This window comes from Bacteroides sp. AF20-13LB (assembly GCF_003603065.1).
GTDB lineage: Bacteria > Bacteroidota > Bacteroidia > Bacteroidales > Bacteroidaceae > Bacteroides > Bacteroides uniformis.
In genome coordinates this window covers 38,801-64,818 of the sequence record NZ_QTMH01000015.1, presented here as the reverse complement: position 1 = coordinate 64,818, position 26,018 = coordinate 38,801, and the positions used below count along the sequence as shown (strand labels likewise).

Genomic DNA, 26,018 nt, shown 5'->3' with positions numbered 1-26,018 from the left:
ATGCTTGTTTCTTTACGAAACATTCGTATTTTCGCAGAAAACAATTCATATGAGACACATCCATTTCCTCTTAGCAGGCTTCCTGCTGTGCATCTGCTGTACCCTGCAAGCCAAAAACCGTGTGATTGACCAACCACCGTTTATCGTAAGAAACACGACTTCCATCGAAGTGAGTAAAGTAGTCATCAGTGACACGGCAACCGTGCTCCACATCTATGCCAAGTATCGTCCCAAGTACTGGATACAGATTGCACCCGACAGCTACCTGACAGACAATAACGGAGAAACCTACCAACTGCGTTCCGGTATAGGCATCATACCAGGTAAAGAATTTTGGATGCCCGAATCGGGCGAAGCGGAATTCCAGCTGGTCTTTCCTCCCCTATCCGACAATGCTACCTCCTTCGACTTCACCGAAGGCGAAAAGGTGGAAAACGGATTCAGCATCTGGGGAATACAACTGAAAAGCAAGAAACTGCCGGAACTGGCACTTCCCCAGAACGCCGTAGTACACAAAGCCGACCCTAATGCCGAACTTCCCGAACCGGTCATCCAATACGGAAAAGCCATGCTGAAAGGAAAACTCCTGGATTCACGCCCCAATATGGGAATGCCAATCAGTATTGCCGTGTGGGAGAATATCAAAGGAGACATCACGGACATACCACTCGACATCCAGCCTGACGGCAGTTTCACCAAAGAAGTAACATTGCCCGGCACTACCCCATGTACCATATATTTGGGTAGAGAGCATATGCTCCAGTTCTTCATGGAACCCGGCAAGACAACAGAAATATACGTCAATCTACGCGAAGCTTCCCGGCGCAAGTCTAAATTCCACAGCGAAGGGAAACCCTATGGAGAAATGGTATATATCAACGGACCGCTGGAAACCGTGGCACAAGAGTTGAACGGAAACCACCTCAGCATCGACATGCAAGACAAGCTCTATCAAAACATAGCTGCACTGGCTGGCAAGGATATTGATGCAGCCAAAGCATACGTACTTCAAATATCCGACGAAACACAAGAAGCAATAGACAAGTTGCCTTATAGTGCTTCTACCCGACAACTTTTGACTATCAATAACAAACTGATTACAAATGCCATGCTGTCTTCCGTTGCCAGCATCTTGACATCGGCTGCCCTACACGCCAATCTCATCAAACGGGAGGAAGCAAACAACTACTATCAGGAACTTGCCCGGAAAGTACCCGCCAACTACGTGTCCGACGAAGATATGAGTATATTGAATGTGCCGCAGGCAGTCTTGTCCAACCAGTATGTACAAATGGCTTCAAGGGATGTCGAACGGAGTGGAGAATTGGCCAAAGCCTGGGGAACCGACAAAGGTATCTTCTTCGATATAGCCCGTAATGTCACCCTCTACCGGGGTATCAAGAACTTCACCCCGCTCACCGACGAGCAAAAGGCCATCGTTGCCGCCATGCCCGCCGCATACCGTGAAATGCTGACTGCCGCCAATGACGAACTGCTGGCACAACTCGAAGCCAACAAGAAAAAGACGGGCTACACCATCAACCAAGTGGACACCAACGTCAGCAACGAAGATTTGTTCACTTCTATCATCAGCAAATTCAAAGGAAAAGTATTGTTAGTAGATTTCTGGGCCACTTGGTGCGGTCCATGCCGTATGGCAAACAAGACGATGACCCCCATGAAGGAGGAACTGAAAGACAAGGATATCCTATATCTGTACATCACCGGCGAAACCTCCCCCTTGAAGACCTGGGAGAATATGATTCCCGACATCCACGGCGAACATTTCCGTCTGACAGATGCCCAATGGAAATACCTATCGGACGTATTCAAGATAGAAGGGGTACCGACTTATCTGGTTGTAGACCGCAAAGGAAACACCACGTTCAGACAAACCGGCTTTCCGGGAGTGGAGAAGATGAAGGAAGAGTTGCTGAAAGTGACTAAATGACAAACTGATAAAAAAAACAGCAGGCTTATCACCTGCTGTTTTTTGTTTTATCAATATACCGCTATTACTTTTCAGCCCATTCCTTGGCTCCCTGCTCTTTCAGTTTAGCAGTAAATGCCTTTGCCTTCTCCATAGCAGCCGCTTCCTCTTCCGGAGTTGCATATGCATGCTTGTAGCCCTTCACCACATTCCATTCACCACGGGTGAAATCGGGGAATGCCACAGCCGCACAACCGTTGTCCATAGAAAGTTCTCCCAATTCTGCAAGGCAGCACCACTCAGCAAGGTCGTATACATCCATATCCAAAGGAAGACCGTTTTGCAGGCAATATACCAGACGGCTGTCCATCACGAAGTCCATGCCACCATGACCTCCTACTTCCTTCGCCATCTCACCGTACTTCTTTAAAATGGGATGCTGGTATTTCTCCACGAGTGCCTCCATCTCCGTCTCCGGCAGGAAACCGTGTGAATTCAAATCATCCACTTTGGGCTGAATGCCCGATGCACTCAGCTGGTCAGCGTCAAGCGCATACCCTTCTACCGGATATTTGTTGGCGAATCCCTTGGTACCCGTAAGCTGATACAAACGGTTATAAGGCTGTGGTGTCATTACATTGTGCTGAATCTCAATCACCTTTCCATTGGCTGTACGAATCATGGTCGTGGTATGGTCACCGTTACGGAATTCCTTGCACTCCTCGCCGGTTCTTTTTTCTACCAGCTCCTTGCCCACTACAGACTTGGTATCCATGGCTACCAACGTTTCCATACGGTCACCACGGTGAATATCCAGTGCTTGCGCCACCGGGCCAAGGCCATGGGTGGCATACACGTCACCACGATGCTTCATGTTGTAGTCCAAACGCCAGCCCAGCTTGTCATTTTCTCCATTCTTCCAATAATGGTCCCAAAACGGGCTCAAATTATGTATATAAGCACCCTGCGCACGGATAACTTCACCGAACACGCCATGCTGCGCCATGTTCAGCGTATTCATCTCGAACCAGTCATAGCAGCAGTTCTCCAGAATGAAGCAATGCTTACGGGTAGATTCACTCAAGTTAATCAAATCCCAGCATTCCTGCAGGTTCATGGCCGAAGGTACTTCTATCGCTACATTCTTTCCGTTCTCCAACGCACACTTGGCAACGGGGAAGTGATGCAGCCAGTCTGCAGCAATATAAACCAAATCTATATCATCACGTTTGCAGAGTTCCTCGTATCCTTTGTCACCGGAATAGACGGCGGCTTTGGGCATGGATGCCTTCTTCAAGAGCTCCTGACATTTATCTGCACGGGCCTCTTCATAATCACAAAGAGCCACTACCTGCGTACCCGGAATATAAGTGAAACGCTCCACTGCTCCGGGGCCACGCATACCCAAACCAACAAAACCCACACGGACTGCCTCCAACTTCGGAGTAGTCAGTCCCAATACACTCTTCTGTCCTGCCGGACGCTCGGGAGTTTTGACAACAATGGTACCATTCTGCCATTCCCATTGAGTTCCCTTCTCTGTGGTTTGCACAGTAGAAGTCTGGCTTGTGCATGCACCCAATACGAAGCACATTCCCAGCAACAACGATTTAACTGTTCCCATATTTCTGCTTTATTTAAGGTAAAAGAATTCATTGCAACAAAGACAGCGCAAACCGAATGCAGAATAAAATGAACCCGTTCATTTTTTATGCTGAGGTGCCGCCAGTCTTCGCTTCTTCTGCAAAGATAGACAATCTTAGCCAAAAGAAGATTATCAACAGCCATGTTCTTTTCAATCTGGCAAAAGAATATACACACAGCAGGAACATTTAGATTAATTAACTCACTGTTTGATGTTGGCTTACGAAATATTCGTAGATTTGCATTGAATTCATTTAAATACTTTATCCATGGAAAAGTTAACGATACAAGAAGAAGAAGCAATGTTGTACATTTGGGAACTGGGCAGTTGCTTCGTAAAAGACATTGTTGCCAAATATCCCAAACCGGCGCCTCCCTACACAACTGTAGCATCTATTGTGAAAAACCTGGAGCGCAAGCAGTATATCCGTGCCGCACGTGTAGGCAACACTTACCAGTATACCCCGCTTATACGCGAAAGCGAATACAAACGTACCTTTATGAGCGGTTTTGTGCGCAACTACTTTGAAAATTCTTATAAGGAAATGGTTTCGTTCTTCGCCAAAGACCAGAAGATTTCGGCCAATGACCTGAAAGACATTATAGACATGATAGAGAAAGGAAAGGAGTAAACATGTTAGCCTATTTTCTGAAAGTGAATGTAGCGATAGTACTGTTTTATGCATTCTATCGGCTGTTCTTCTACAAAGACACGTTTTTCGGCTGGCGCAGAACCGCACTGCTCTGCTTCTTTGCCGTTTCTGCCGCCGTACCTCTGCTGAACATACAAACGTGGATTACGGAGCAGGAACCGATGGTGGCCATGGCAGACCTCTATGCCAGCGTTGTGCTACCGGAACTCACAATAGGCACCGAAGCGGCTCCTACCGACTGGAAAAGCATCCTTTCAGAATATGCCAATATCGCCTATTGGGGAATAGTGGCATTGCTGATGATACGCCTCGTCATGCAACTGGCGGGCATCATCCACTTGGCATGCCGATGCCGCAAGGTACAAATAGGCAACACAAATATACATCTGCTTCCCAAAGCAGACGGGCCTTTCTCCTTTTTCCACTGGATTTTTATCCATCCGTCCTCGCATACGGAAGAGGAATTCAACGAAATATTGACCCATGAGCAGACACACGCCCGGCAATGGCACTCCATTGATGTCATCATCAGTGAACTAGTGTGCATTTTTTGCTGGTGCAATCCCTTTGCCTGGCTCATGAAACGGGAAATCCGCACCAATCTGGAATATATGGCCGATGCCCGCGTATTGGAGAACGGCTATGACTCCAAAACCTACCAGTACCATCTGCTAGGATTGTCACATCAAAAGGCTGCAGCAACTATCTATAACAGTTTCAATGTTTTACCTTTAAAAAAACGCATCAAAATGATGAACAAAAAGAGAACAAAAGGAATAGGAAGGACTAAATATCTGATGTTCCTTCCCTTGGCAGCCTTACTTATGATTATCAGCAATATCGAAGCAGTGGCGCGTACCACAAAGAAGATTGCAGCGGAAGTCATAGAGGCTGTAGACGCCAAAACCGGACAAGCGGTACCGGAAGTTCAAGCCCCTCAAGTAGCTCCCCTACCGGAACAAGATACGAAAACAGTGACTTACAAAGGAAAGGTAGTGGATAAGGATACTCTCGACAATCCGATTTTTGAGGTAGTGGAACACATGCCCGAATTCCCCGACGGAGGCATGTCTGCACTAATGGAATACTTGAGCAAGAACATCAAATATCCGGAAGCAGCCATGAAGAAAGGTACGCAAGGACGGGCTACCGTGCAATTTGTAGTGGAGAAGGATGGCAGTATTACCAATGTAAAAATACTGCGCGGCATTGACCCGGAATTGAATAAAGAAGCCGTACGCGTAATCAGTGCCATGCCCAAATGGAAACCCGGCACACAAAAAGGAGAAGCCGTGCGGGTAAAATATACAGTTCCCGTGATGTTCCGTCTGACGGAAAACAATACACAGGTTAAGTATGCTCCCATTGAAAGCAAAATAGATGAAATGGTGGTAGTGGGTTATGCTCCCGAAGAGGCAACCTACCCGGAGGAAGTAACCGTTTTCGAAGTCGTAGAAAAAATGCCGGAATATCCCGGCGGCATGTCCGCAATGATGGAATTCATCGGCAAAAATATCAAATATCCGGTAGCCGCACAAAAAGCTAAGATTCAGGGAAGAGTGGTCATACAGTTTATAGTGGATAAAGAAGGGAACATCATCTGCCCCAGAGTAATCCGTGGTGCCGACCCACTGCTAGACGCTGAAGCAATCCGTCTGACTACTATCATGCCCAAGTGGAAGCCCGGCATGCAAAGAGGACAAGCTGTAAACGTAAAATATACAGTCCCCATCATGTTCCGTCTGCAAGAACCGGAGAAAAGCCCTGCTGTTCAGAATGCCACTGTTACTCCAACTAAATAAACTAATTCTCTCTCTAAACAAGTTTAAATGAAAAAGGAGCAGTTACCCGACGACGGGCAATTGCTCCTTTTCATAAGGAAAACATCCATGTTTATTTATGCACTTCCACAATCCGCGTCGGCGCCATTTCCATATTTCTGCGGTCTACCTGACGGACTACGGCAGCAGCCAGTTGCAGGAAAGCGCGCCCGGTCACCGTATTCTCATCCAAAGCAACCGGAGTCCCCTTATCACCACTCTCACAGATGCTCTGTACGATAGGAATTTGTCCCAGCAAGGGTACGTTCATTTTCTCAGCCAGTCTCTTTGCGCCTTCTTTTCCAAAGATATAATACTTGTTTTCCGGCAATTCGGCAGGCGTGAACCAAGCCATGTTCTCCACCAAACCGAGAATGGGCACATTCACCTTATCATTGGTAAACATATTGATGCCTTTGCGGGCATCTGCCAGCGCCACAGCCTGCGGCGTGCTAACAACGATAGCTCCTGTCAGTGCCAAAGTCTGCACCACTGTCAAGTGAATGTCGCTCGTTCCGGGAGGAAGGTCGATAAGGAAATAATCCAGTTCTCCCCAATCGGCATCACCAATCAGCTGCTTCAAGGCATTGCTTGCCATACCTCCCCGCCACAAAGTGGCCTGGTCGGGGTCTACAAAGAAACCGATGGAAAGCAACTTGATGCCATACTTCTCTATCGGAACAATCAAGTCACGTCCACCAATGTTCTCTGCCACCGGACGGGCATCTTCCACTTGGAACATCTTTGGAACAGAAGGCCCGAAGATATCAGCATCCAGCAGACCTACTTTATAACCCAACTTTGCCAAAGACACGGCAAGGTTGGCAGCAACCGTGGACTTGCCTACCCCACCTTTTCCGGAAGACACTCCGATAACATTCTTCACCTGGGGTAATAGCTTACCCACTTCCGGACGTGCCGCCTGACGGCTTTCAGTCGTAATCACAACCTCCACCTCAGGAGAAACATACGTATGTATAGCTGTCTCGGCAGCCTTCACCATTGACTTCATGAACGGATCAGTCGGTTTCTCAAATGTTAACGAGAAGCTGACCTTCATCCCGTCAATCCGCATGTTATCGGCCACCATCTCAGCCTCAACAAGATTCTTTCCGGTGCCGGGATAACGCACTGTTGCCAATGCATCAAGGATTAATTTTGGATATAATGTCATTGTATGTACTATTTGACGATTTACTATTTACTATTTTTATGCGAATCAGTAGTATTTTTAACCACTGATTCGCATCATTTGCTGGTTTGCAATCCGCTACGCTTGCTACGGTTATAACTGCGGTACTCATCCAGCTCTATCTCCACATCCGGCTCCTGCAACTCGCCCTCTTGCGGAAGATGGAACTTGATGTACTTGATATTCAAACCACGATCCAGCCATTGTTGTTCATAATAGGTCTTGATGCTGAGTATCTCATCAGCCATGCCGGAGTGGTACAAGTCTTCCGTCATCACATCCACCGGTAACCGGTTTCTTTCAATCATGTACCGGGTATAGGTAAACATGAAGTTACTGTCCGTCTTCAGATGAACGATACCGTCATTCTTCAGGAACTTGCGGTAGCGCTCCATGAAATAAGTGGAAGTAAGCCTTTTTGTAGCCTTCTTCATCTGCGGGTCCGAGAAAGTAAGCCAGATTTCACTCACTTCATCCGGAGCAAAAAAGCGGTCTATGATTTCGATATTCGTACGCAGAAAGGCCACATTCTTCATGCCCGATTGCAGCGACTCGGTAGCTCCCGTCCACATACGAGCCCCTTTTATATCCACTCCGATGAAGTTCTTTTCGGGAAACATACGTCCCAATCCGACAGTATATTCTCCCCTACCACAGCCCAGTTCCAGAACAATAGGATGGTCGTTTTTGAAAAACTGCCCATGCCAGTTCCCTTTCATGTCAAACGGCACATTATCTACCGCGGAATACGGATACTCGAAAACATGCGGATAACTCGCCATATCGGCAAACTTCTCTAACTTGTTCTTTCCCATTTAAGAAGCATTGAAACATAAAACATATTATTTTAGGCACGGATTACACGGATTTTCACGGTCTCTCTTCAATCTATCCGTGCTTTCCGCGCAATCCGTGCCTAAAAGTATAAAAACAAAGTCCCGGCAAGTCTTATACGATAGACATTACCGTATTATTCAACGATCGTTACCCAACCATGAGTATCTGGCTCGTCACCATACTGGATGGCACGCAGCTTGTTGTAAAGCTTCGTACATACCGGTCCCGGTTTTCCATCTTTGGAAATAACATATGACTTGCCGTTCTCTACGTCGTCAATACGTTCGATGGGGCTGATAACGGCAGCCGTACCGCAGGCACCCGCTTCCTCGAAAGTCAGCAACTCTTCTTCGGGAACCGGACGGCGCTCCACCTTCATGCCCATATCCTCTGCCAGCTGCATCAGGCTCTTGTTGGTGATGGAGGGCAGGATGGAAGTGGACTTCGGAGTGATATACGTATTGTCCTTGATGCCGAAGAAGTTGGCAGCACCACATTCGTCCATGTATTTCTTTTCCTTGGCATCCAGATAGAACTCACAGGCATAACCCAAATCGTGCGCTTTCTTGTTGGCACGCAAGCTGGCTGCATAGTTACCACCTACTTTATAAATACCGGTACCCAATGGGGCAGCACGGTCGAATTCGCGGATAATGACATACGGATTGGTTGAGAATCCACCCTTAAAGTAAGGACCTACCGGGGTCACGAACACCACAAACAGATATTCGCTGGCAGGATGTACGCCTACTTGTGCACCGGTACCCACCAGCAACGGACGGATATACAGAGAAGCACCCGATTCATAAGGCGGAATGAAACGCTCGTTCAGCTTCACCACCTTCAGAATAGCTTCTTTGAAACGCTCCGTAGAAAGTTCCGGCATCAAGATGCCACGGCAAGTGGATTGCAGGCGGGCTGCATTCTCCTCCAAACGGAAGATACGCACTTTACCGTCTTTGCCACGAAAAGCCTTCAAACCCTCAAACGCTTCCTGACCGTAGTGCAAACAAGTGGCAGCCATGTGCATAGGAATGGTTTCCTCACTGCAAACTTCCAGTTCGCCCCATTGTTCGTTACGATAGTAAATTCTCACATTGTAATCTGTCTTCATATATCCGAACGGCAGATTAGCCCAATCAAGTTCTTTCATATCTCAAAGTATTAGTTACTTCTATTACGTACATTTTGCAACAAAAATAGCTTTTATTCTTCAGATTCCCACTTCTCCGACAGTAATTTTTCAATTTCCTTGTCAGCTTTGGTCAATTTATCGCTGCAAAATGCTATAATTCCGTTTGCTTCCTTTATTTTTTCAGCAAGCACATCTATCTCCAGTTCGTTGTTGTCTATCTGGCTGACAATTTTCTCCAAACGTGCCATGGCTTCGGAGTAGGTCTCTTTTTTCTTGGTTACTGGCATAATTGAAATTAATTAATCGTTGTACTTCTCAAGCCGTTTGTCAGAATTCCCGTCTTTGGGCGATGCGTTCTCCCACTTCATCTCCTTGGACGTCAGTTTCAAAATATGATATTGTTCAGTATAATGTTCCTCTTTATCATACAACGTAATCAATTTTTCATCAAGACTTATGATATAAGTTCCACGAAAAGGGACTCCGTTAGAGAACGGGCTTCCGGTATAAACTTCATAGGTCTTGTCTGCATTAAAAGTGTAGCTGGTCACAAAATCGTCCTGCAAAACTGGTTCTTTCGCAATCCACTTACCTACCAGTTGAGAAATTTCGACCTTATCATCCGTACATGAAATAAAACTAAATGCCATGACCATCAGCATAAGAAACAAATTTTGTGTTTTCATCTTTGTTCATTTTAAATGATTTAAGTAATATTTATAAAATACAGAGACTTGCAAAACACTGCATGAATGAGAGTTAAATATGTACTATTGAAACCACTTCACCATTCTGCAGACGGGTTGTTATCATATCATTCTCCTGCAGTTCATCTGCATTCTTCACTACTTTCCCATCTTTCAACGTAATGCTGTAACCGCGAGCCAACAACTTTTCCGGTGAAGCATCTGCCAATCGTTGTTGCAACAATTCCAGGCGATGGCGATGGCGGAACAAAGAGGAAGTCACAGCCTGCACCACATCTTTCCGCACAGTCAGCAAAGCCATTTTTGCATCGGATATACGATGGTATGCGGCAGAAGGAATCCGGTTCTTGTAACCAGAAAGTTTGCGCTGTTCCTGCTGCAACAGATTCCTGACACCCTCATGCAAGCGGGAAGCAAGCATCTCCAGTTTATCGGCAGCGCTGTCCATGGACTCTATTAAGAATTCGGCAGCCGCCGTAGGGGTCTTTACACGGGTATGTGCCACAGAATCCAGCACCGTGTCATCCCGCTCGTGGCCGATACCCGTCAGGATGGGCAACGGAAACTGTGCACATGCAGCAGCAAGCAGATAAGTATCGAAGCCGGACAAATCGGACGTGGCGCCTCCACCACGAATAATGACCACTACATCAAACTCGGACAAGCGGGCATTCACCCGGTCGAGGGCAGACAGAACGGACTCCTCCACACGGTCGCCCTGCATCAGGGCAGGAAACAGTTCCGTATAAAAGAAGAAACCCTTGGAATTGTTTTTCAGCTGATGGCAGAAATCACCATAACCGGCCGCCGTGGGTGAAGATATGACGGCAATGCGTTGCGGCAGGCAGGGCATATCGAGTTCTTTGTTCAGGGTGAGCACTCCCTCTTCCTCGAGCTGCTTCAATATTTCCCGGCGGCGGCGCGCCATATCGCCTAAGGTATAGGTGGGGTCTATGTCCTGCACCGTAAGGCTGTAGCCATAAAGCTCATGGAAGTTGACAGTGACCTGCACCAGCACTTTGATGCCCGAAACAAATGCCTGCCCCGTAGCCTCCTCAAAATAGGGTTTCAGCAGCCGAAACACATTTGCCCAGATGGTACCTCTCGCCTTAGCTATCAGACTATTGCTGCGGGGATCTTTCTGCACAAATTCCAGATAGCAATGCCCCGTGCTATTGGTACGCACATCACTCAACTCCGCCTGCACCCAACACTCGTCAGGAAGGCATTGTTCCAGACTGCGGCGCACAAGGGCGTTGAGCTCATACAAAGACAACGATTCCATATGGCTATCTTTTGAGCAGATAATCCTGATATGCTTTCCACATATCGGGCACACCATAACCGTATATATTATCGGGATAATCTTTACGGTCACCGGAGCGGCGTACCAGTTCTATCACCTCTTTAGCCGTAAGTTCAGGGCAAGCCTGCCACAAGCAAGTCACCATGCCACACATGATAGGAGAAGAAAACGACGTACCGTTTGCCTTACCCTGGTTACCATCCGTACGTATGACATCAGCCCCCAAGCCGACAGCCACCACATCCGGTTTTATCCGGTGGTCCGCCGTATTCCCGATAGATGAGAAAGGAGCCAGTACGGCTTCCTTGTCAATAGCGCCCACGGTCAGCACGTTCTCCGCATCTCCCGGAGGTGTGATTTTCTTCCACGAACCCATACCAGAATTGCCGGCACTGCACACCAGCACCATTCCTTTGTCCGCAACGTGTGAAGCCTGACGGGACATCAGTGCATGGCGTCCGTCCAAATCACGGAACCTATAATCTTTCGACTTGTCGTCAAAAGTGTAATATCCCAATGAAGTATTGAGTACATCCACCCCTACACTATCGGCAAACTCCACCGCTGCAGACCAATAGTCCTGCTCGACCAAATGCTCGGAATACTCGTCTTCGCTACGCAGCAACCAGAAAGAAGCCTCAGGCGCCGTACCGGTCATAATGCCGGGCTGGTTCATGCCGATGCAGGACAGTACCATCATGCCATGACTGCTCTCTGCAAAGATGTCTGCCTGCTGATTTACAAAATCTTTGGTTCCCAACACCCGGATGTTCTGCATGGCAGTTATCTTATCGGCATTATGAAAACCGGCATCGATAACTGCAATCGTCATGCCCTGCCCCTTGAACCCTCCCTGGTGCAATTTATCACCATTACTCATCTGTATCTGGCTAACGGCAAGTCCATAGATACTGTCAGGATGTACACTCGGCTGGTTAATCAAAGAATCGCGTCCGGTAGACATCATCGGACTGTCACCTTTGGGAGCTATCCAGACTTTTTCCGTAGCGCAGACAAAAGGTAGTGCGGCAATACGGTCTATCAAGGTAGAGTCATTGCAAGATACCGTGACGAAGTTCTCCCATTTACCGGTAACCACAACATTTACGCCCTGATGGCGAATTTCGTCCACGTACTTGCGGCACACCGGCAAGTCGGTAGAATCTATCGGCAGGTTCTGCTTATGCCGACGGGCAATCGCCTTTTCAGAAAGAAACGCTTCCGGGTGTTCCAAGGAATACGTGGTGGCAGCCTTATCCTTCAGGCTGATGCGATACTTCAATGTATCTTGTTGTGCCGATGCTCCTGCCGCAAGCAGGACAAAGGTGGAAAGGAGTAGAAGTCTTTTCACAATTATAAATTATAAATTATAAATTAAAAATTAAAGGAACATCCCGATGCCTCTTTGGGAAGCGATAAAGGAACCGCCCACTACCCTTCGGCCTATATAGAATACGGCAGACTGTCCCGGAGCTATGGCAGAGGCTTCCGTCTGGAAGTGTACCAGCAGACGACCGTCCTCCAGGCGCTTCACGTCGCAAGGAATCGGTTTACTGCGATAACGGATACGTACGGTTAGCTCCTTGCTTTCAAAAAACTCTCCCTCATCCACCAAATTCTCATGTTCGGCAAGCATATATCCCGTCTTCAGCTGTTCGGCGTCTCCCAGCATCACCGTATTCTTCTGAGGATTGATTTTCAAGACGTAGGCAGGTTTGCCCAAGGCTATTTCGAGTCCCTTGCGCTGCCCGATGGTGTAATAGGGAAAGCCTTTGTGTTCACCCAGCTTAACGCCTTCCGAATTGACAAACCATCCCGGTCCCACCTCGCGGTCTATCTCCGGAGAGTGTTCGCGCAGGAAATCACGGTAATCACCTTTAATGAAGCAGACCTCCATGCTCTCGCCTTCTTCCGCCTTGACGGTATAACCTTTGTCGCGGAGGTATTCGCGGACTTGCTGCTTGGTATAGGTGCCTAAGGGGAAGATACAACGCTTCAGCAACTCCTGCCCCAGTCTCCACAAAAAGTAGGACTGGTCTTTCTTGTCATCATCCCCGGCTATGATATAAACCTTACCGTTCCGTTCCTCCAGACGGGTGTAATGTCCGGTAGCAATATAGGCACACCCCAGCTTGTCTGCCCACTCCGCAAGAATACGGAACTTGAACAGCGGATTACACATCACACAAGGGTTCGGAGTCCGACCCTGACAATATTCATCTATAAAATTCTGTACGATTATCTGTCGGAAGGCTTCGCGCTCATCTGCCACATGATGTTCAATCCCCATGCTGTCTGCCAGTTGGTGGGCTTCTACCGGTTCGTCTCCCCACACCCACATGGTGAGACCGACTATCTCATAGCCCTGCTCCTTCAACATCAGGCAAGTGGCAGTACTGTCTATACCACCGCTCATACCGACCAATACTCGCTTTTCAGGTGTACTCATATCAGAAACCAATGAATTAGTCTGCAAAAATACATGATTTCGAGCAGAAGATAGAGAAAAGGCATGCCTTTTTAGCATGCCTTCACATAAAGAACTTGTCAATCGGAAGAGGGCACTCCCGTCACAATCCCCCGTCCATGTGTCCCTATATAGACCCTGCCATACTCCTGCATATCCCCACAGATATGCAGAACCAACCCGTATTGATGAGCATCATCGTTAATACGCATCCAGGAAACGGCAGCATCGTCTGAGCGGAAAAAGCCGTACTGACCGTTGACAACGCCAATCAGATAAAGGGCCGGATAGTTACTGCCCGGCTTTGCCTTGCCAAAACCGAAGGCATAGATAGTACGGACTTTGTCCAGCGCACGAAAATCAAATCCCGTACGGGTAGTGGAATGGTACAGGCCATCGTAAGCGGCAATCCACAAATCTCCCTCACGACCGGGAGTCGAATAAATACGGTCTTGCCCTCCGCGCGGGTCACCCCTGCGATTCGTCAGAGAGGCATTGCCCCGCCGGAGTGTTTTTACAGCCAGTTGCAGAGTATCGGTATGGAAGGTCGCCCCGCCATCTTCGCTGCTGTATAGAAGTCCGGCAACAGCATCCACGGCATAAAAACGTTTGGGATTCACTTTGTCGGCTATGACACGGATATTCTCCGGCAGGCCTTGACAAGACATCCACGAATTCCCTTTGTCGCGGGTCAGAAAAGCGGTGGAACGGTCGGGTGTCCAAATCCAGGAAGAGCCGTCGGCCGAAACGGCAATATGCCCGTTGCGCGCCTTCTCTACGGGAACAGTAGCACACATGTTCCAACTCCTGCCTCCGTCTTCTGAATAGGAGATGGTGCGTGCACCCGGCTGGTGGCCGAACAAAGTTCCCACTCTGACTATCAAATCCTGCTTCAACCAGGCACCCGTCACTCCATTCGTATTACCGAAATGAGGATTGGCATGACTGCCCAACGGATCGGGCCGATTGAGGTCGAAATGCGTAAAGCCACCATAGTCACCGATACCGGAAATCAGGCGCGCGCCTTTTTCGGGAGCATAAAGTTCGAGGGGCACGGTCTCTTCAATACCGGCAGACATGATGCTCCATTTCACCGGTTCCCCGCGTTCCACGGCCGATAGATTGAAAGTTTCCCAACCACCGAAACCAGTGGTAAACATGGCATGTTCGGCGTCGGCAGGGTCTATCTCAATGTCGAACATCCAGTGCAGGGGCGCCACCTCTGTATAGGGAGCTTTAGAATAATCATACTCATATCCCGTCTTGAAAATCGGTTTCCAGCTTTTGCCACCGTCGGTCGTACGGAACATCTCATCACTCTTATAACCGTGTTTGCCTCCCAAGCTGTGTGTACTGGCAATCAGATGTTTCGGATTACGGGCATCCACTGATACGGCTGCATAGCCAAATCCCGCTTTTCCGCCATCGGACAGTCGGACGGGCGAAATGTCCGTCCATTTGTCTTTACGTATATCGTACTTCCAAACTCCACCGTCCTCCATCTGACTCGGACCGGGAGTATCTCCGTACGTCAATACTAATTGGCCGTCACCGGTCAAAACCATATGTGTGGGACGATACTGCACCGGCTGCCCCTCAACCGGCTGCCAGCTTTCACCATAGTCGTGGCTCACGAACAGATTTTCCCTTCCCATCAATGAAGCCGCCACATAAATGTCACGGGTACCACGCCCATCTTGAGTACCTTGTACATCGTAGACTATGCAGACAATGCCACTACCGCGATTCCCCCATGCAGCACGGTCGGCAGGATTGAACTTCTCGGAGACATCCGGGAAAGACACCACCCGTGCCCAGCTCTGCCCCTTATCCATACTGCGCCACAAACCATGCAAACGGGTTCCCATATAAATGATATTCCCATTCTGCGGGTCCACCATCATCCGTTCTCCATTACCACGCCCGTTCTCGTTGCCACCCATCGTAAAGGGCACATCGACACGGGCAAAGGTTCTGCCGCCATCATAAGAACAAAGTATGGCCCCATTGGAGCTACTGGTATACGTACCGCAGGCAATATACACGTTCTGCGGATTCTGCGGGTCGATGGCAATGCTCTCCACCCCCTGCAGATTACTTTCATCCAGACTTATCCAGTCCAGCAAGGGCGTCCACTGGTTGGAAGCAGCGTCCCACCGGTAGGCTCCTCCCATATCGGTGCGGCAATAACGGACACCAGGAGCTTCTGGGTGAAAAACGATACCGTCCACAAAGCCTCCTCCCACTATCGGTACGCTCTTCCATTCGTAAGAAACGGAATTCACCGAAGATATATCTTGAGCAAGCATCGGCATGCCGCCCAGTATCAAACTTATTCCTGCTAAAAACAACTGTCTTTTCATAAGCATCAGGGTTCTAAAACAAACGTTCTTGATATTTCCTTCAAAGATAAGAATATTTCATTGATATTTCAGACTGAAACATTTGTGGCAGTACACATACAATCCTAACAACCAACGTTTTAATAAAAACAAGAAACTAAATCAAGCCATAAAAAGATTAAAACGGCACCCATCGCAGTTCTTCCCTCCAACAGTTTTTTGTAACAACAATGCAACATATATGACACAAAAACACAACACGTATGTCCGAACTTTGTCGCCGACAAATCATTCGACAACAACAGATTATGAAAAAAAGTGCATTGACAGTACTGATTGCCCTGCTGCCGTTGGCCGCAATTGCCCAAACGCCCTCCATCAATGAGGACGGAAAAAAGATTGAAAAGGAGAAAATGGAAACCAAAGACTACCTGCCGGAAGTCCACGGAACCATCCGCGCCAAATACGAATATCAGACCACCATGGGTGCAGGACGTTTCGAAGTACGCAATGCCCGCGTCAGCGTGACGGGCAACGTATTGCCCAGCGTAGCCTACAAAGCCGAGATAGACCTCTCCGACGAAGGCCAAATCAAGATGCTGGATGCCTACGCCCGGCTTTTCCCGACAAAAGGACTGACAGTCACCGCCGGACAAATGCGCGTCCCCTTCACCATCGACGCCCACCGCTCGCCGCACCAGCAATACTTCCCCAACCGCTCGTTTATCGCCAAGCAAGTGGGCAATGTACGGGACGTGGGATTCACAGTAGGATATACCCTGCCTACCGATGTACCTATCACCGTGGAAGGAGGACTTTTCAACGGTTCCGGACTGACCAACCAGAAAGAATGGCACAAGGAAGTGAACTACTCCGCCAAAGCCCAGTTTCTCTTCACCAAAGGACTGAACCTGACACTAAGCGTGCAGAGTATCCAACCGGAAGAAGTACGCATGCAGTCCTATGACATCGGCGCTTACTACGAAACCGGCCGTTTCCATATCGAAGGCGAATACTTGTACAAGCAATATTCCGGCAACGCTTTCAAAGATGTACACGCCGTCAACACCTTCATCAACTACGACCTGCCTCTACGAAAAGTATTCAACAAGATGTCTTTCCTGCTACGCTACGACATGATGACCGACCAGAGCGACGCCAAAACCGCCGATGAGGAAACCGGCAGATTGACAGTGACCGACTACAAACGCCAACGCCTGACGGGCGGCATCACCTTCAGCCTCAGCAAGGCATTCCGCACAGACCTCCGGCTGAACTACGAGAAATACTTCTATGCCAAAAACAGCATAGCGAAAGAGTCGGAACAAGACAAGGTGGTATTGGAATTGATGGTACGCTTCTGATATTTCCTGACTTCCCCTTGCTTTTTTCATTCCAAAAAGGTATATTTGGAATAAATTATTCCGAGTTATGGCAAATCCAATCATACCCGGCATACTGCAGACTGAACAAGACTTATTGTATAGTAAGCTGAATGCATACAATCAAGGGAGAGCCTCTTATAAGGAAGTGGGCGCCTATCTTGTCGTACTGCCCCGACCGGAGCATCTCCAATATACTTTATGGATTTACTCTCCACTGCCCGGAAGACAGTCCATCTTCTACATTTGCGACCTTTCCACCGACATTCACGAAACGCTGCGGATGGCAAGCACGCTATGCTTCTACTCACCGCGCAGCCTGTTGCTTGTGGAGTACAATGCCAAAAGAATGCAGAGCAAAGGGGACGACATTATCTCCGTAGGCAAATACCACGGACACTTCCTGCACGAAATCCTCCGTATAGACCCTGCCTATCTTACGTGGATAGCTTTCAAATTCCAACCACGCATCCCCAAGCAGGAACGTTTTGTACAGATTGCCAAGATTTACCATTCGGTCCATCTCGACATACAACGGAGAAAAACGTACCAGACCACCGGCGGACGTTTTCTGGGGAAGGAAGGCGAAAAAGTGGAGAACCTGACGCTGACGGTGTTCAGCGTGCGACTGGAGGACAACCCCTACAAGACGCAGCTCAAAGGGACCACTCCTTATTTCTATGTGCGCCAGGTGCTGAAGCTGAAAGACTCCATCGGCAACTTCGTCAGCATCCGGCTGAATGCACGCACGGCAAGCCGGAAATCATGCCAGCTGCCCGCCGTGGAACATGCCTACCAGGTAGGGGAACTGATGGAGATAGCATCGGCACGCATCGCGCGTACCTATATAATAGGAAGTACGAAATACACCCGGTTGACACATGTGAAGCTGCACATCCCTACCGGGTAAAAGATTTTCTATCAGATACGAACCACACGCTGCATACGGCTGCTTTCCCAGCCTGCCTCTATCAAGCGGATGACTCCGACCACCTCGCGGGCATCGCTCTGCAAAGGTTCGCCGTGACAAATATGCCGATAGATATTCTCGTAAAAAGCTGCATAATCACCGGGAAGGCTTGGATAAGGTTCATGCACGATTCTACCGCCCTTTTCCGTATGAAGTATCCCCCAAGAGGATTTGTCCTCCTCGCCCCAGTGCGGAGTGACGGGCAATACGCCTTCGTTCAAGGCGGCTTCCTGCGGGTCGAAACCATATTTCACGTAAGAACCTTCCCTGCCGTGGAGGACGAAACGGGGTTCGCTCGCACACATCAGATAGCTGGATTTCAGCGTTATCTTTACTTCGGGTGCCTTTGAGGGGCGTAGCAAATGAATGATGAAGTAGTCGTCTACCTTGCTGTCCTTGCGCAACGTGGCAATATCTGCAAAGACGGCTTCGGGCATACCGAACAGCTGCACAGCCTGGTCTATGACGTGGGCGCCCAGGTTATAGGTCAAGCCACCGCCATCTTGTCCGGTTTCCTTCCAAGTATTCGGCTTGATAAAATTACGATAACGGGGGAAGGTGGATTCAAACTCCACCAGATGTCCCAGCAGGCCTTTGGACAGTATTTCCTTGACCGTCAGAAAATCGCCGTCCCACCGGCGATTCTGGTAAACGCTCAAGGTCAGCCCCCGGCTTGCGGCAAGTGCCACCAGCTCCTCAGCTTCTGCCACGGTGGTAGTGAAAGGCTTCTCCACAACCACATGCTTGCCAGCTTCGAGGGCGCGGCGGGCATACTCATAATGAGTGCTGTCCGGTGTGTTGATGACAACCAAATCCAACCCTTCCAGTCCGATAAGTTCCTCAAAACTCCGCACAATACAAGCGTCGGGATACTTTTCCCGGGAGAGTTCCTTACTGCGCTCCGTAACGGCAGTCAATTCAAAATGAGGGTTGGTGGAGATGAAGGGAGCATGGAAAACACGTCCCGACATTCCGTAAGCGGCTAATCCAGTTCTTATTTTGTCCATATGATATTCTTTTTTCTTTCCTGCAAAATTAATAAATCCAATGCTATAATTCAATGAACGGAGAGTGATAAAGTTTCAGCTGGGCAAGAAAGCTAAAATTCACAAACGAACGGTTCTTCGTTCAGAGATAGAGATTTTCGACCAAGGCGTGACGGATGTCCATAAAGCCAAATCATCTAATGTGGCCGGATAAGGGTATTCCTCCTTTAAGTCTGCTTCCAGAGCTTTCAACATGATGTAGTCCATCCCCTGATGATGGCTATCAACTTCCAGTGCCTTCCTACCCCACTGTTGCCAATAGGAATGTTCATAGCAGTCTATATAAGTACGGTCCGCCTCCCAAGTCTCATCGGGACTGCTCCCTTCTATATATATAAGCCGTCTGTCTCCCTGCCAGATTCCTTTCGTGCCTTGTATCTCGAAGTCCAAACTGCGCGGACGGGGCAAGGTGGTGTCGTGGGTCAGCGAGAGAAGGATGCCGTTTTCCGTTTCCAACTGAGTGATGACAACATCTCCCGTCCGTATCTCTACATCTGTATTTCCACCGAGGTCTTTGATACGCTGCAACATGCCCGCCGGTTTGGAGGCGAATGAGGTAAGACTTCTAATCCGGTCTTTCCGGTTGATGCCCGCAATCATGCAAAGGGGAGCCAGACCATGGGTGGGATAAAGGTCACCGTTCTCCTCTTGATAGAACTTGCTACGCCAGACGCTTTCCGTCTTTTCCCGATTACCGATATTGCCCGCATCGTCCAGCAACAAGTGCCGCAGGTCGTGCCGATAGCCACCTCGCATGTAGACAATCTCTCCCAACAGACCTGATTCCACTATATTGAGAATGGAAAGGTTTTCGCGCATAAAAAGTGTATTCTCCAAAGGATATACGCGGCAGCCATGCTGCTCTGCCAGTTCCATCAAAGGAGTATATTCATCAATATAGAGCCCTCCCTTAATCTCCAACGCCACGTGGCACCCGTGCTCCACACATAGCAAGGCATGCTGCACATGGTATTGCCAGGGAGAGGCGATAAACACCAATTCCGGATGATGCTCCTTCAGCATGTCAAGGCAGGCATCCTCCCCTTGGTTATAGCAAGGGATACCGGATATTTCCGACGACTTCACACCCGGGTCGGCAACTGCCTGAACCTGAAAGAAAGGTATATTCTGCAATAATCTAAACAGTTGTTTGCCACGGTATCCCACACCGATAAAAGCAGTCCTCACCTTATCCATCTTCCTATTTCTCTAATTTTACCAACTCTACAACTTTATGGGTTGCATCTATGCGATAGGACAACTGCGGAGTAATGCTACATAGCAACGACAGAAATTCATTCAGGCTTTCATCGCGCAAAGTCGCTTTGAAACTGAGCTGATGCAACTCCGGCGCTATCTGGAAGCGATAACCGAAATGCCGGGACAATTCTTCTTTCTTATTTTCCAGAGTATGCCCCTCAAAAACAATCTCCTTATGTTCCCATGCGTATATCTGGTTCAACGAACGCTTCTCTATCTTGTAAGTTCCGGAGCGGTTGTCATAGACAAAACTTTCCCCGGGTACCAACACCGCATTCTCGACAATACCTTCCACATCAATCTCCACCTTTCCATTTTTCAAGGTCACAATGTCCTCGGCTTCTTCCGCATAGGAAGAGACATTGAAATTCGTTCCCAGAACGCGGATGTCATAGTGACGGGTATGTACATAAAACGGTTTACCATTTTTATGCTTCACATCGAATATCGCTTCTCCCTCCAGCTGTACACCGCGTGCTTTCCGCCACCCCCCCAATGAATAGGTCAGTTTGGAACAAGCGTTCAGCAACACCGTAGAGCCATCTGGCAGCACAGTCCTGGCCTGCTGTCCTACTTCTGTTTCCAGAGTAACCAGCTCCACAGATGAACTGATACCAGAGTAATAAGCATTGGCCTGCCAGCCCACGAAGGCAACGACCACGACAACAGCGGCGTAAAGGAAGAAACGCCTCCATGACACATTCTTCTTTTTTGGAGGTGTGCCCGCCTGCTGTGACAGACCGGTTCTCTGAGCAAACTTCTGCCACTCGTGTTCCGTATCCGCTTCCTTGCAATCATTCTCATAATTGAGATATACATAAGAGTCCTTCAGCGAGAAAAGGAAGTCCTGATTCTCCTTCTTTTCCTTCACCCAAGCTATCAACTGCCGGGTTTCTTCCTCCGTCAGTTCATTCTTCAGGTATTTTATAAAATAATCTTCGTTTATCATCATCACATCGTTATTTAAACAAATCTTTGACAAATAGCAGAATTAATACGGGCAGATAATCACCCAATGATTTCTTAATTAGTTTGAGTCCGCGGTAAAGTTGGTTCTCAACGGTACGCACAGACAGATTCAGCACTCCGGCTATCTCGTCGCTACGCATTCCTTGGTTCCGATTCATTCTGAAAATGGTTTGGCACTGCTTGGGCAGCTTGTCAAGCGCTTCCAGATACCTCTTATTCAAATCCTTGAAATAAAGATCATTCAAAATATTATGCTCAGCCGTATAACTGGCAAGTTCTAGTTCCCGCAGGGTCATCGTCTCTATTTTAGAAAAGTTATTCAGTATGGTATCCCGGCGGATTTGTTTCACGCAGAGATTCTTCATAATGCGGAACAGGTAAGCACTGATGGCTTCGGGAGCATCAATATGAGTACGATGTTCCCAGAAGGCGATAAAGCACTCCTGGACAATGTCCTTTGCCTTGTCACTGTCATGCAACAATCCGTAGCAAAAGACGTACATCCTGGGATGGTACTTTTTGTACAACCACTCAAAAGAAGCGGCATCCCCCTGCTGTATTTTGGAAAAGAGAATATGTTCTTCCATGTATCCCCTCCTTTTCAAGTATAGTTATTCATAGGCATAACAATATGAACCAGATTATCAAAACGGGTTAATAAAAAAGGGACCAGAACATTAAAGAGCGTCCAAATATAAAGGTTTCCATATCATCTGCCAAAAAAAAGGAGTTTTTTAACGAGGTGCAGGAACAATATTCATCATGAATGTTAATAAATGTTTTATTTCTATTTTCAAATGAGTAATTCTATATTTGCCGGACTCTTTAATTAATAAAGGCCTTAAAACATTAAAGAGAAAAATTATTATTAACTAAAATCTAATTCATTATGGGAACATACTGGTCACAGAATGCCCTGACAAGATGTCCAAAAGGACTTTGTCTTCTATTACTGCTTATTGCAGGCATATTCCCTCTTGCTTCTCATGCACAGAATGCAGGTATCAACATCAACCTGACCGACAAACCTCTATCCGCATTCATTCAAAGCATTGAACAGCAGACAGACTTTAAATTCTTCTATGAACAACAACAAGTAGACGTGAAACAGCATGTCACTGTAAATGTACGGAATGCATCCATCAACGCCGCCCTGGAACAAGCTTTGAGGAATACGAATATTGCCTATTCAATCTCCGAAAAACGAATTCTTCTAACCCAAAAACAAGATAACGCCCCGTCGCAGTCTGGTAAGGTCATACTTGCCAAAGGACAAGTGACGGACAAGAACAGTATCCCCGTCATCGGTGCAAACATTCTTGTCAAAGGCAGTACTCTAGGATGCATTACCGACATAGACGGTAATTATTCACTGGAAGTACCTACCGGAAGCACACTCGTTGTCTCTTATATAGGGTACACTACCCAGGAAGTGACCTTAAAGAACAACAAGTTCCAGCAGATTGTGCTGGAGGAGGACAGCAAAATGTTGGATGACGTGGTAGTGGTAGGATACGGTACGGTCAAGAAACGCGACTTGACGGGCTCTGTGTCCAGTGTAAAAGGAGACGACCTAAACTTGAACGGCGTATCTTCCATCGGACATGCACTCGAAGGTAAGGCTGCCGGACTCTATATCCGCCAGAACAGCGCACAGCCCGGTGGCGGTCTGGACATTCTGGTCCGCGGTGCCGGTTCCGTCAATGCCAGCAATGACCCGCTCTATATCGTAGACGGTTTCCCCATCGCTAAGCTGGACCAAGCCTCGGGTGGAGATGCCAAAATGGACCCGGGTACACAAGGAATCCTAAACTTCCTGAATCCGAACGATGTAGAATCCATCGAAGTGCTGAAAGATGCCAGTGCCACTTCCATCTACGGTGCACGTGCTGCCAACGGTGTCGTTATCATCACCACCAAAAGAGGTAAGGAGGGGAAAGCCCGTGTGAACTACTCATACAACTACTCTTTCCAGAAATACACAGACAATTATGACCTCTTGTCTCTGCAAGAATGGATGGTAGAAAAGAACAGCACCACCTGGGAATCCTGGTTATGGAACAACAACGTGTCCCCTTGGGGAAACAGAACGCTGGAAGAAGCACAAGCCAATCCTGCCAACGGAGTGGCATACAGCCGACCTTACTCGGACAATGACATTGCAGGCGCCGGCCCCGGAACCGACTGGTTAGGACTGATTACACGCGACGGACAGATACAGGAACACAACGTCAACCTGCAAGGTGGTAGTGAAAGTACGCAATACATGGTGTCGTTCAACTATTACGACCACCAGGGTATCGTCAAGAATTCCGGTATGACTCGTTATACTGCCAAAGCAAACATTGACCAGAAGTTTCTGAACATCTTCAAGGCAGGTCTGAACCTTACATTGACCCGCATCGACAACGACAACACTCAGTTAGGTTCCGGGCAATTCGAAAACTCCGGTATCATTCGCTCTGCCATACAGATGGGTCCCAATATCCAGGCGTATGACGAAGCAACCGGTACGTATCCCATCAACCCCTTACTGGGACAACAGCCCAACCCCTACTCCTTGCTGAACAATACGGACAAAGGACGTACTGACCGCCTCTTGGGTAATATCTTCATCGAAGCAAAACCCATCGCAGGACTGACACTGCGCGTCAACGCCGGTTTGGACCACGCCAATGTGGACCGCAAAACCTACCAGCCCCGCAGCACGCTGAACGGAAAGAATCTGAATGGTGTAGCCTACATCTACAATACCGACAACAACCAGTATCTGATGGAAGCAACTGCCACCTATCAGCGCACTTTCGCAGATATCCACAGCATCAACCTGCTGGCAGGCACCTCTTACGAAAAATTCAATTATGACGCATCGGAACTGGGCAACAACAATTTCATCACAGATGCATTCCTCTGGAACAACATGGATGCCGGTACAGGTACCAAAATCACCAAATCCACCTCTACCGAGAATAAGATGATGTCCTACTTCTTCCGTGCCGGATACATTCTGAAGAACCGCTATCTGCTGACAGCTACACTGCGTGCCGACGGTGCCAGCGTATTTGCCAAGAACAACAAATGGGGATATTTCCCATCGGTTGCAGCTGGATGGACCATGAGCGAAGAAAACTTTATGCGCAACATTGACTGGCTATCCAACCTCAAACTGCGTCTCAGCTGGGGACAGACCGGTAATGCAGACATCAGTACCAATGCCTTTGCCAGCTACGGAGCACAAGGCAGCTGGATAAACTCCGACTACAAAACGGTAAGCGGCGTCATGAAAAGCCGCCTTGAAAATCCAGACTTGAAATGGGAAACGACAACTGAATGGAATCTCGGACTGGACTTCGGCTTCTTGAAGAGTCGCATCACTGGTTCTGTGGAACTCTACCAGAGAGTGATTTCGGACCTGCTGAACTACAAGCCCCTGAATACCTATCAGGAGGTGAAGCAAGTAATGGCAAACATCGGCAAGACGCAGAGCCGTGGTATCGAAGTCACCTTGAATACCCGCAACATTGTCACCAAAGACTTCTTCTGGGAAACATCACTGACGTATACCAAATACAAAGATCGCTGGAAAGAACGCACTCCGGACTGGAAACCGAACGTATATGAGAAAGAGACAGACCCGATACGAGCCATCTACTCCCGCCGTGCCGACCATATCATGCAGATAGGTGAAGAAGCTCCTACCGCACAGCCGGACCTGCGTCCGGGACAGATTGTCATCAAGGACCTCGACGGCTATGTACGCGATGAAAACGGCAACCCGAAAGTGGATGAGAACGGTCGCTTCATGCTGCTGGGACGCCCCGACGGCATCATAGACGAAGCCGACACCGAACTTATCGGTACGTTGGACCCGGGCTGGATGGCAAGTATGACCAATACATTCAAGTACAAAGGTTTCGACCTCAATATCATGTTCAACGGTATGTTCGACCGCATCATGCAGGACCCCACTGAAATGGATTTCGGCGTAAACGGCGGTGGAATCGCCCAAAGCGGCTACAACATGTTGCGAACCATCAAAGACAGATGGACCTTCGACAATCCGTCGACCACACGTCCCAGCTCTTACTACATCACCGGAACTAACTATACGGCAGGAGACTTCTTCTACCAGAAAGCCTGGTTCATCCGTCTGCAGAACATCAGCCTGGGATATACACTGCCCAAGTCTTTACTGGCAAAAACTAAGGTGCTGAGTAATGTACGTTTCCATGCTTCCGTCAACAACCTGTTTGTCATCACTCCCTATAAAGGCCTTGACCCCGAAACAGATGCTTATGCGGCAGCCTATCCCAATGCACGTACCTTCAGCTTCGGTGTAGATGTTTCATTCTAATCAT

The 26,018-nt window shown here is 48.3% G+C and carries 20 protein-coding genes; 6 read left to right on the top strand and 14 right to left on the bottom strand.

All coding sequences use genetic code 11. The annotated features are described in order from the left end of the window. The first annotated feature begins 49 nt into the window (after positions 1–49). Complete coding sequence (locus tag DWX62_RS17675; protein WP_035450111.1) at positions 50–1,951, top strand: TlpA disulfide reductase family protein; 1,902 nt, start codon at positions 50–52, stop codon at positions 1,949–1,951. Between the two features lie 64 nt (positions 1,952–2,015). Here DWX62_RS17675 and DWX62_RS17670 read toward each other — a convergent pair whose 3' ends face one another. Continuing rightward, positions 2,016–3,554: a Gfo/Idh/MocA family oxidoreductase gene (locus tag DWX62_RS17670; protein WP_035450112.1), complete on the bottom strand. Its 1,539-nt coding sequence runs from the start codon at positions 3,552–3,554 to the stop codon at positions 2,016–2,018. Between the two features lie 289 nt (positions 3,555–3,843). Here DWX62_RS17670 and DWX62_RS17665 point away from each other — a divergent pair, with 289 nt between their 5' ends. Further along, entirely contained in the window at positions 3,844–4,206 is a 363-nt protein-coding gene (locus DWX62_RS17665) for a BlaI/MecI/CopY family transcriptional regulator (protein WP_005829755.1), read from the top strand. 2 nt (positions 4,207–4,208) lie between these two features. Further along, positions 4,209–6,029 (top strand): M56 family metallopeptidase, encoded by a 1,821-nt coding sequence (locus DWX62_RS17660; RefSeq protein ID WP_117681593.1) that lies wholly within the window; start codon positions 4,209–4,211, stop codon positions 6,027–6,029. 91 nt (positions 6,030–6,120) lie between these two features. Here DWX62_RS17660 and DWX62_RS17655 read toward each other — a convergent pair whose 3' ends face one another. The 9 genes from DWX62_RS17655 to DWX62_RS17615 form a co-directional block, all read right to left on the bottom strand. Beyond that, positions 6,121–7,221: an Mrp/NBP35 family ATP-binding protein gene (locus DWX62_RS17655; RefSeq protein WP_005829749.1), complete on the bottom strand. Its 1,101-nt coding sequence runs from the start codon at positions 7,219–7,221 to the stop codon at positions 6,121–6,123. A gap of 74 nt (positions 7,222–7,295) precedes the next feature. Next, the gene (gene trmB / locus DWX62_RS17650; protein WP_117681592.1) at positions 7,296–8,054 is read right to left on the bottom strand and encodes a tRNA (guanosine(46)-N7)-methyltransferase TrmB; all 759 of its coding nucleotides are present in this window, start codon (positions 8,052–8,054) and stop codon (positions 7,296–7,298) included. 155 nt (positions 8,055–8,209) lie between these two features. After that, positions 8,210–9,229, bottom strand: a complete 1,020-nt coding sequence (locus tag DWX62_RS17645) for a branched-chain amino acid aminotransferase (protein ID WP_005833410.1) — start codon at positions 9,227–9,229, stop codon at positions 8,210–8,212. A gap of 53 nt (positions 9,230–9,282) precedes the next feature. Then, the gene (gene xseB / locus DWX62_RS17640) at positions 9,283–9,498 is read right to left on the bottom strand and encodes an exodeoxyribonuclease VII small subunit (RefSeq protein WP_005829741.1); all 216 of its coding nucleotides are present in this window, start codon (positions 9,496–9,498) and stop codon (positions 9,283–9,285) included. A 12-nt stretch (positions 9,499–9,510) separates the two neighbouring features. Beyond that, positions 9,511–9,897, bottom strand: a complete 387-nt coding sequence (locus DWX62_RS17635) for a lipocalin family protein (RefSeq protein ID WP_117681590.1) — start codon at positions 9,895–9,897, stop codon at positions 9,511–9,513. A 73-nt stretch (positions 9,898–9,970) separates the two neighbouring features. Further along, positions 9,971–11,203 (bottom strand): exodeoxyribonuclease VII large subunit, encoded by a 1,233-nt coding sequence (gene xseA, locus DWX62_RS17630; protein WP_117681589.1) that lies wholly within the window; start codon positions 11,201–11,203, stop codon positions 9,971–9,973. Positions 11,204–11,207: 4 nt separating this feature from the next. Beyond that, on the bottom strand, positions 11,208–12,575 hold the full coding sequence (locus tag DWX62_RS17625; RefSeq protein WP_117681588.1) for a S8 family serine peptidase: 1,368 nt from the start codon (positions 12,573–12,575) through the stop codon (positions 11,208–11,210). Positions 12,576–12,605: 30 nt separating this feature from the next. Further along, positions 12,606–13,673 (bottom strand): tRNA 2-thiouridine(34) synthase MnmA, encoded by a 1,068-nt coding sequence (mnmA, locus tag DWX62_RS17620; RefSeq protein ID WP_117681587.1) that lies wholly within the window; start codon positions 13,671–13,673, stop codon positions 12,606–12,608. A gap of 98 nt (positions 13,674–13,771) precedes the next feature. Then, the gene (locus tag DWX62_RS17615; RefSeq protein ID WP_243636286.1) at positions 13,772–16,054 is read right to left on the bottom strand and encodes an exo-alpha-sialidase; all 2,283 of its coding nucleotides are present in this window, start codon (positions 16,052–16,054) and stop codon (positions 13,772–13,774) included. A gap of 287 nt (positions 16,055–16,341) precedes the next feature. Between DWX62_RS17615 and DWX62_RS17610 the strand changes: the two genes are divergently transcribed. Continuing rightward, on the top strand, positions 16,342–17,397 hold the full coding sequence (locus DWX62_RS17610) for a porin (protein ID WP_057253864.1): 1,056 nt from the start codon (positions 16,342–16,344) through the stop codon (positions 17,395–17,397). Between the two features lie 67 nt (positions 17,398–17,464). After that, positions 17,465–18,325: a hypothetical protein gene (locus DWX62_RS17605; protein WP_005829682.1), complete on the top strand. Its 861-nt coding sequence runs from the start codon at positions 17,465–17,467 to the stop codon at positions 18,323–18,325. Positions 18,326–18,336: 11 nt separating this feature from the next. Here the strand turns inward: DWX62_RS17605 and DWX62_RS17600 are convergent, their stop codons facing one another. The 4 genes from DWX62_RS17600 to DWX62_RS17585 form a co-directional block, all read right to left on the bottom strand. Continuing rightward, on the bottom strand, positions 18,337–19,392 hold the full coding sequence (locus DWX62_RS17600) for a Gfo/Idh/MocA family oxidoreductase (protein WP_008664244.1): 1,056 nt from the start codon (positions 19,390–19,392) through the stop codon (positions 18,337–18,339). Positions 19,393–19,491: 99 nt separating this feature from the next. Further along, entirely contained in the window at positions 19,492–20,628 is a 1,137-nt protein-coding gene (locus DWX62_RS17595) for a Gfo/Idh/MocA family oxidoreductase (RefSeq protein WP_005829678.1), read from the bottom strand. Between the two features lie 4 nt (positions 20,629–20,632). Beyond that, complete coding sequence (locus tag DWX62_RS17590) at positions 20,633–21,643, bottom strand: FecR family protein (RefSeq protein WP_005829676.1); 1,011 nt, start codon at positions 21,641–21,643, stop codon at positions 20,633–20,635. Between the two features lie 7 nt (positions 21,644–21,650). Continuing rightward, positions 21,651–22,247 (bottom strand): RNA polymerase sigma-70 factor, encoded by a 597-nt coding sequence (locus DWX62_RS17585; protein WP_005829674.1) that lies wholly within the window; start codon positions 22,245–22,247, stop codon positions 21,651–21,653. A gap of 302 nt (positions 22,248–22,549) precedes the next feature. Between DWX62_RS17585 and DWX62_RS17580 the strand changes: the two genes are divergently transcribed. After that, positions 22,550–26,014 (top strand): TonB-dependent receptor, encoded by a 3,465-nt coding sequence (locus tag DWX62_RS17580; RefSeq protein ID WP_117681583.1) that lies wholly within the window; start codon positions 22,550–22,552, stop codon positions 26,012–26,014. Positions 26,015–26,018: the final 4 nt, after the last annotated feature.

What these genes read in the sequence shown, in the direction of transcription:
- mnmA (WP_117681587.1), bottom strand. Translation starts at nt 13,673, where the DNA reads ATGAGTACACCTGAAAAGCGAGTATTGGTCGGTATGAGCGGTGGTATA.
- DWX62_RS17605 (WP_005829682.1), top strand. Translation starts at nt 17,465, where the DNA reads ATGGCAAATCCAATCATACCCGGCATACTGCAGACTGAACAAGACTTA.
- xseA (WP_117681589.1), bottom strand. Translation starts at nt 11,203, where the DNA reads ATGGAATCGTTGTCTTTGTATGAGCTCAACGCCCTTGTGCGCCGCAGT.
- DWX62_RS17580 (WP_117681583.1), top strand. Translation starts at nt 22,550, where the DNA reads ATGGGAACATACTGGTCACAGAATGCCCTGACAAGATGTCCAAAAGGA.
- DWX62_RS17675 (WP_035450111.1), top strand. Translation starts at nt 50, where the DNA reads ATGAGACACATCCATTTCCTCTTAGCAGGCTTCCTGCTGTGCATCTGC.
- DWX62_RS17600 (WP_008664244.1), bottom strand. Translation starts at nt 19,392, where the DNA reads ATGGACAAAATAAGAACTGGATTAGCCGCTTACGGAATGTCGGGACGT.
- DWX62_RS17665 (WP_005829755.1), top strand. Translation starts at nt 3,844, where the DNA reads ATGGAAAAGTTAACGATACAAGAAGAAGAAGCAATGTTGTACATTTGG.
- DWX62_RS17610 (WP_057253864.1), top strand. Translation starts at nt 16,342, where the DNA reads ATGAAAAAAAGTGCATTGACAGTACTGATTGCCCTGCTGCCGTTGGCC.
- xseB (WP_005829741.1), bottom strand. Translation starts at nt 9,498, where the DNA reads ATGCCAGTAACCAAGAAAAAAGAGACCTACTCCGAAGCCATGGCACGT.
- DWX62_RS17615 (WP_243636286.1), bottom strand. Translation starts at nt 16,054, where the DNA reads ATGAAAAGACAGTTGTTTTTAGCAGGAATAAGTTTGATACTGGGCGGC.
- DWX62_RS17645 (WP_005833410.1), bottom strand. Translation starts at nt 9,229, where the DNA reads ATGAAAGAACTTGATTGGGCTAATCTGCCGTTCGGATATATGAAGACA.
- DWX62_RS17660 (WP_117681593.1), top strand. Translation starts at nt 4,209, where the DNA reads ATGTTAGCCTATTTTCTGAAAGTGAATGTAGCGATAGTACTGTTTTAT.
- DWX62_RS17655 (WP_005829749.1), bottom strand. Translation starts at nt 7,221, where the DNA reads ATGACATTATATCCAAAATTAATCCTTGATGCATTGGCAACAGTGCGT.
- DWX62_RS17635 (WP_117681590.1), bottom strand. Translation starts at nt 9,897, where the DNA reads ATGAAAACACAAAATTTGTTTCTTATGCTGATGGTCATGGCATTTAGT.
- trmB (WP_117681592.1), bottom strand. Translation starts at nt 8,054, where the DNA reads ATGGGAAAGAACAAGTTAGAGAAGTTTGCCGATATGGCGAGTTATCCG.
- DWX62_RS17595 (WP_005829678.1), bottom strand. Translation starts at nt 20,628, where the DNA reads ATGGATAAGGTGAGGACTGCTTTTATCGGTGTGGGATACCGTGGCAAA.
- DWX62_RS17590 (WP_005829676.1), bottom strand. Translation starts at nt 21,643, where the DNA reads ATGATGATAAACGAAGATTATTTTATAAAATACCTGAAGAATGAACTG.
- DWX62_RS17670 (WP_035450112.1), bottom strand. Translation starts at nt 3,554, where the DNA reads ATGGGAACAGTTAAATCGTTGTTGCTGGGAATGTGCTTCGTATTGGGT.
- DWX62_RS17585 (WP_005829674.1), bottom strand. Translation starts at nt 22,247, where the DNA reads ATGGAAGAACATATTCTCTTTTCCAAAATACAGCAGGGGGATGCCGCT.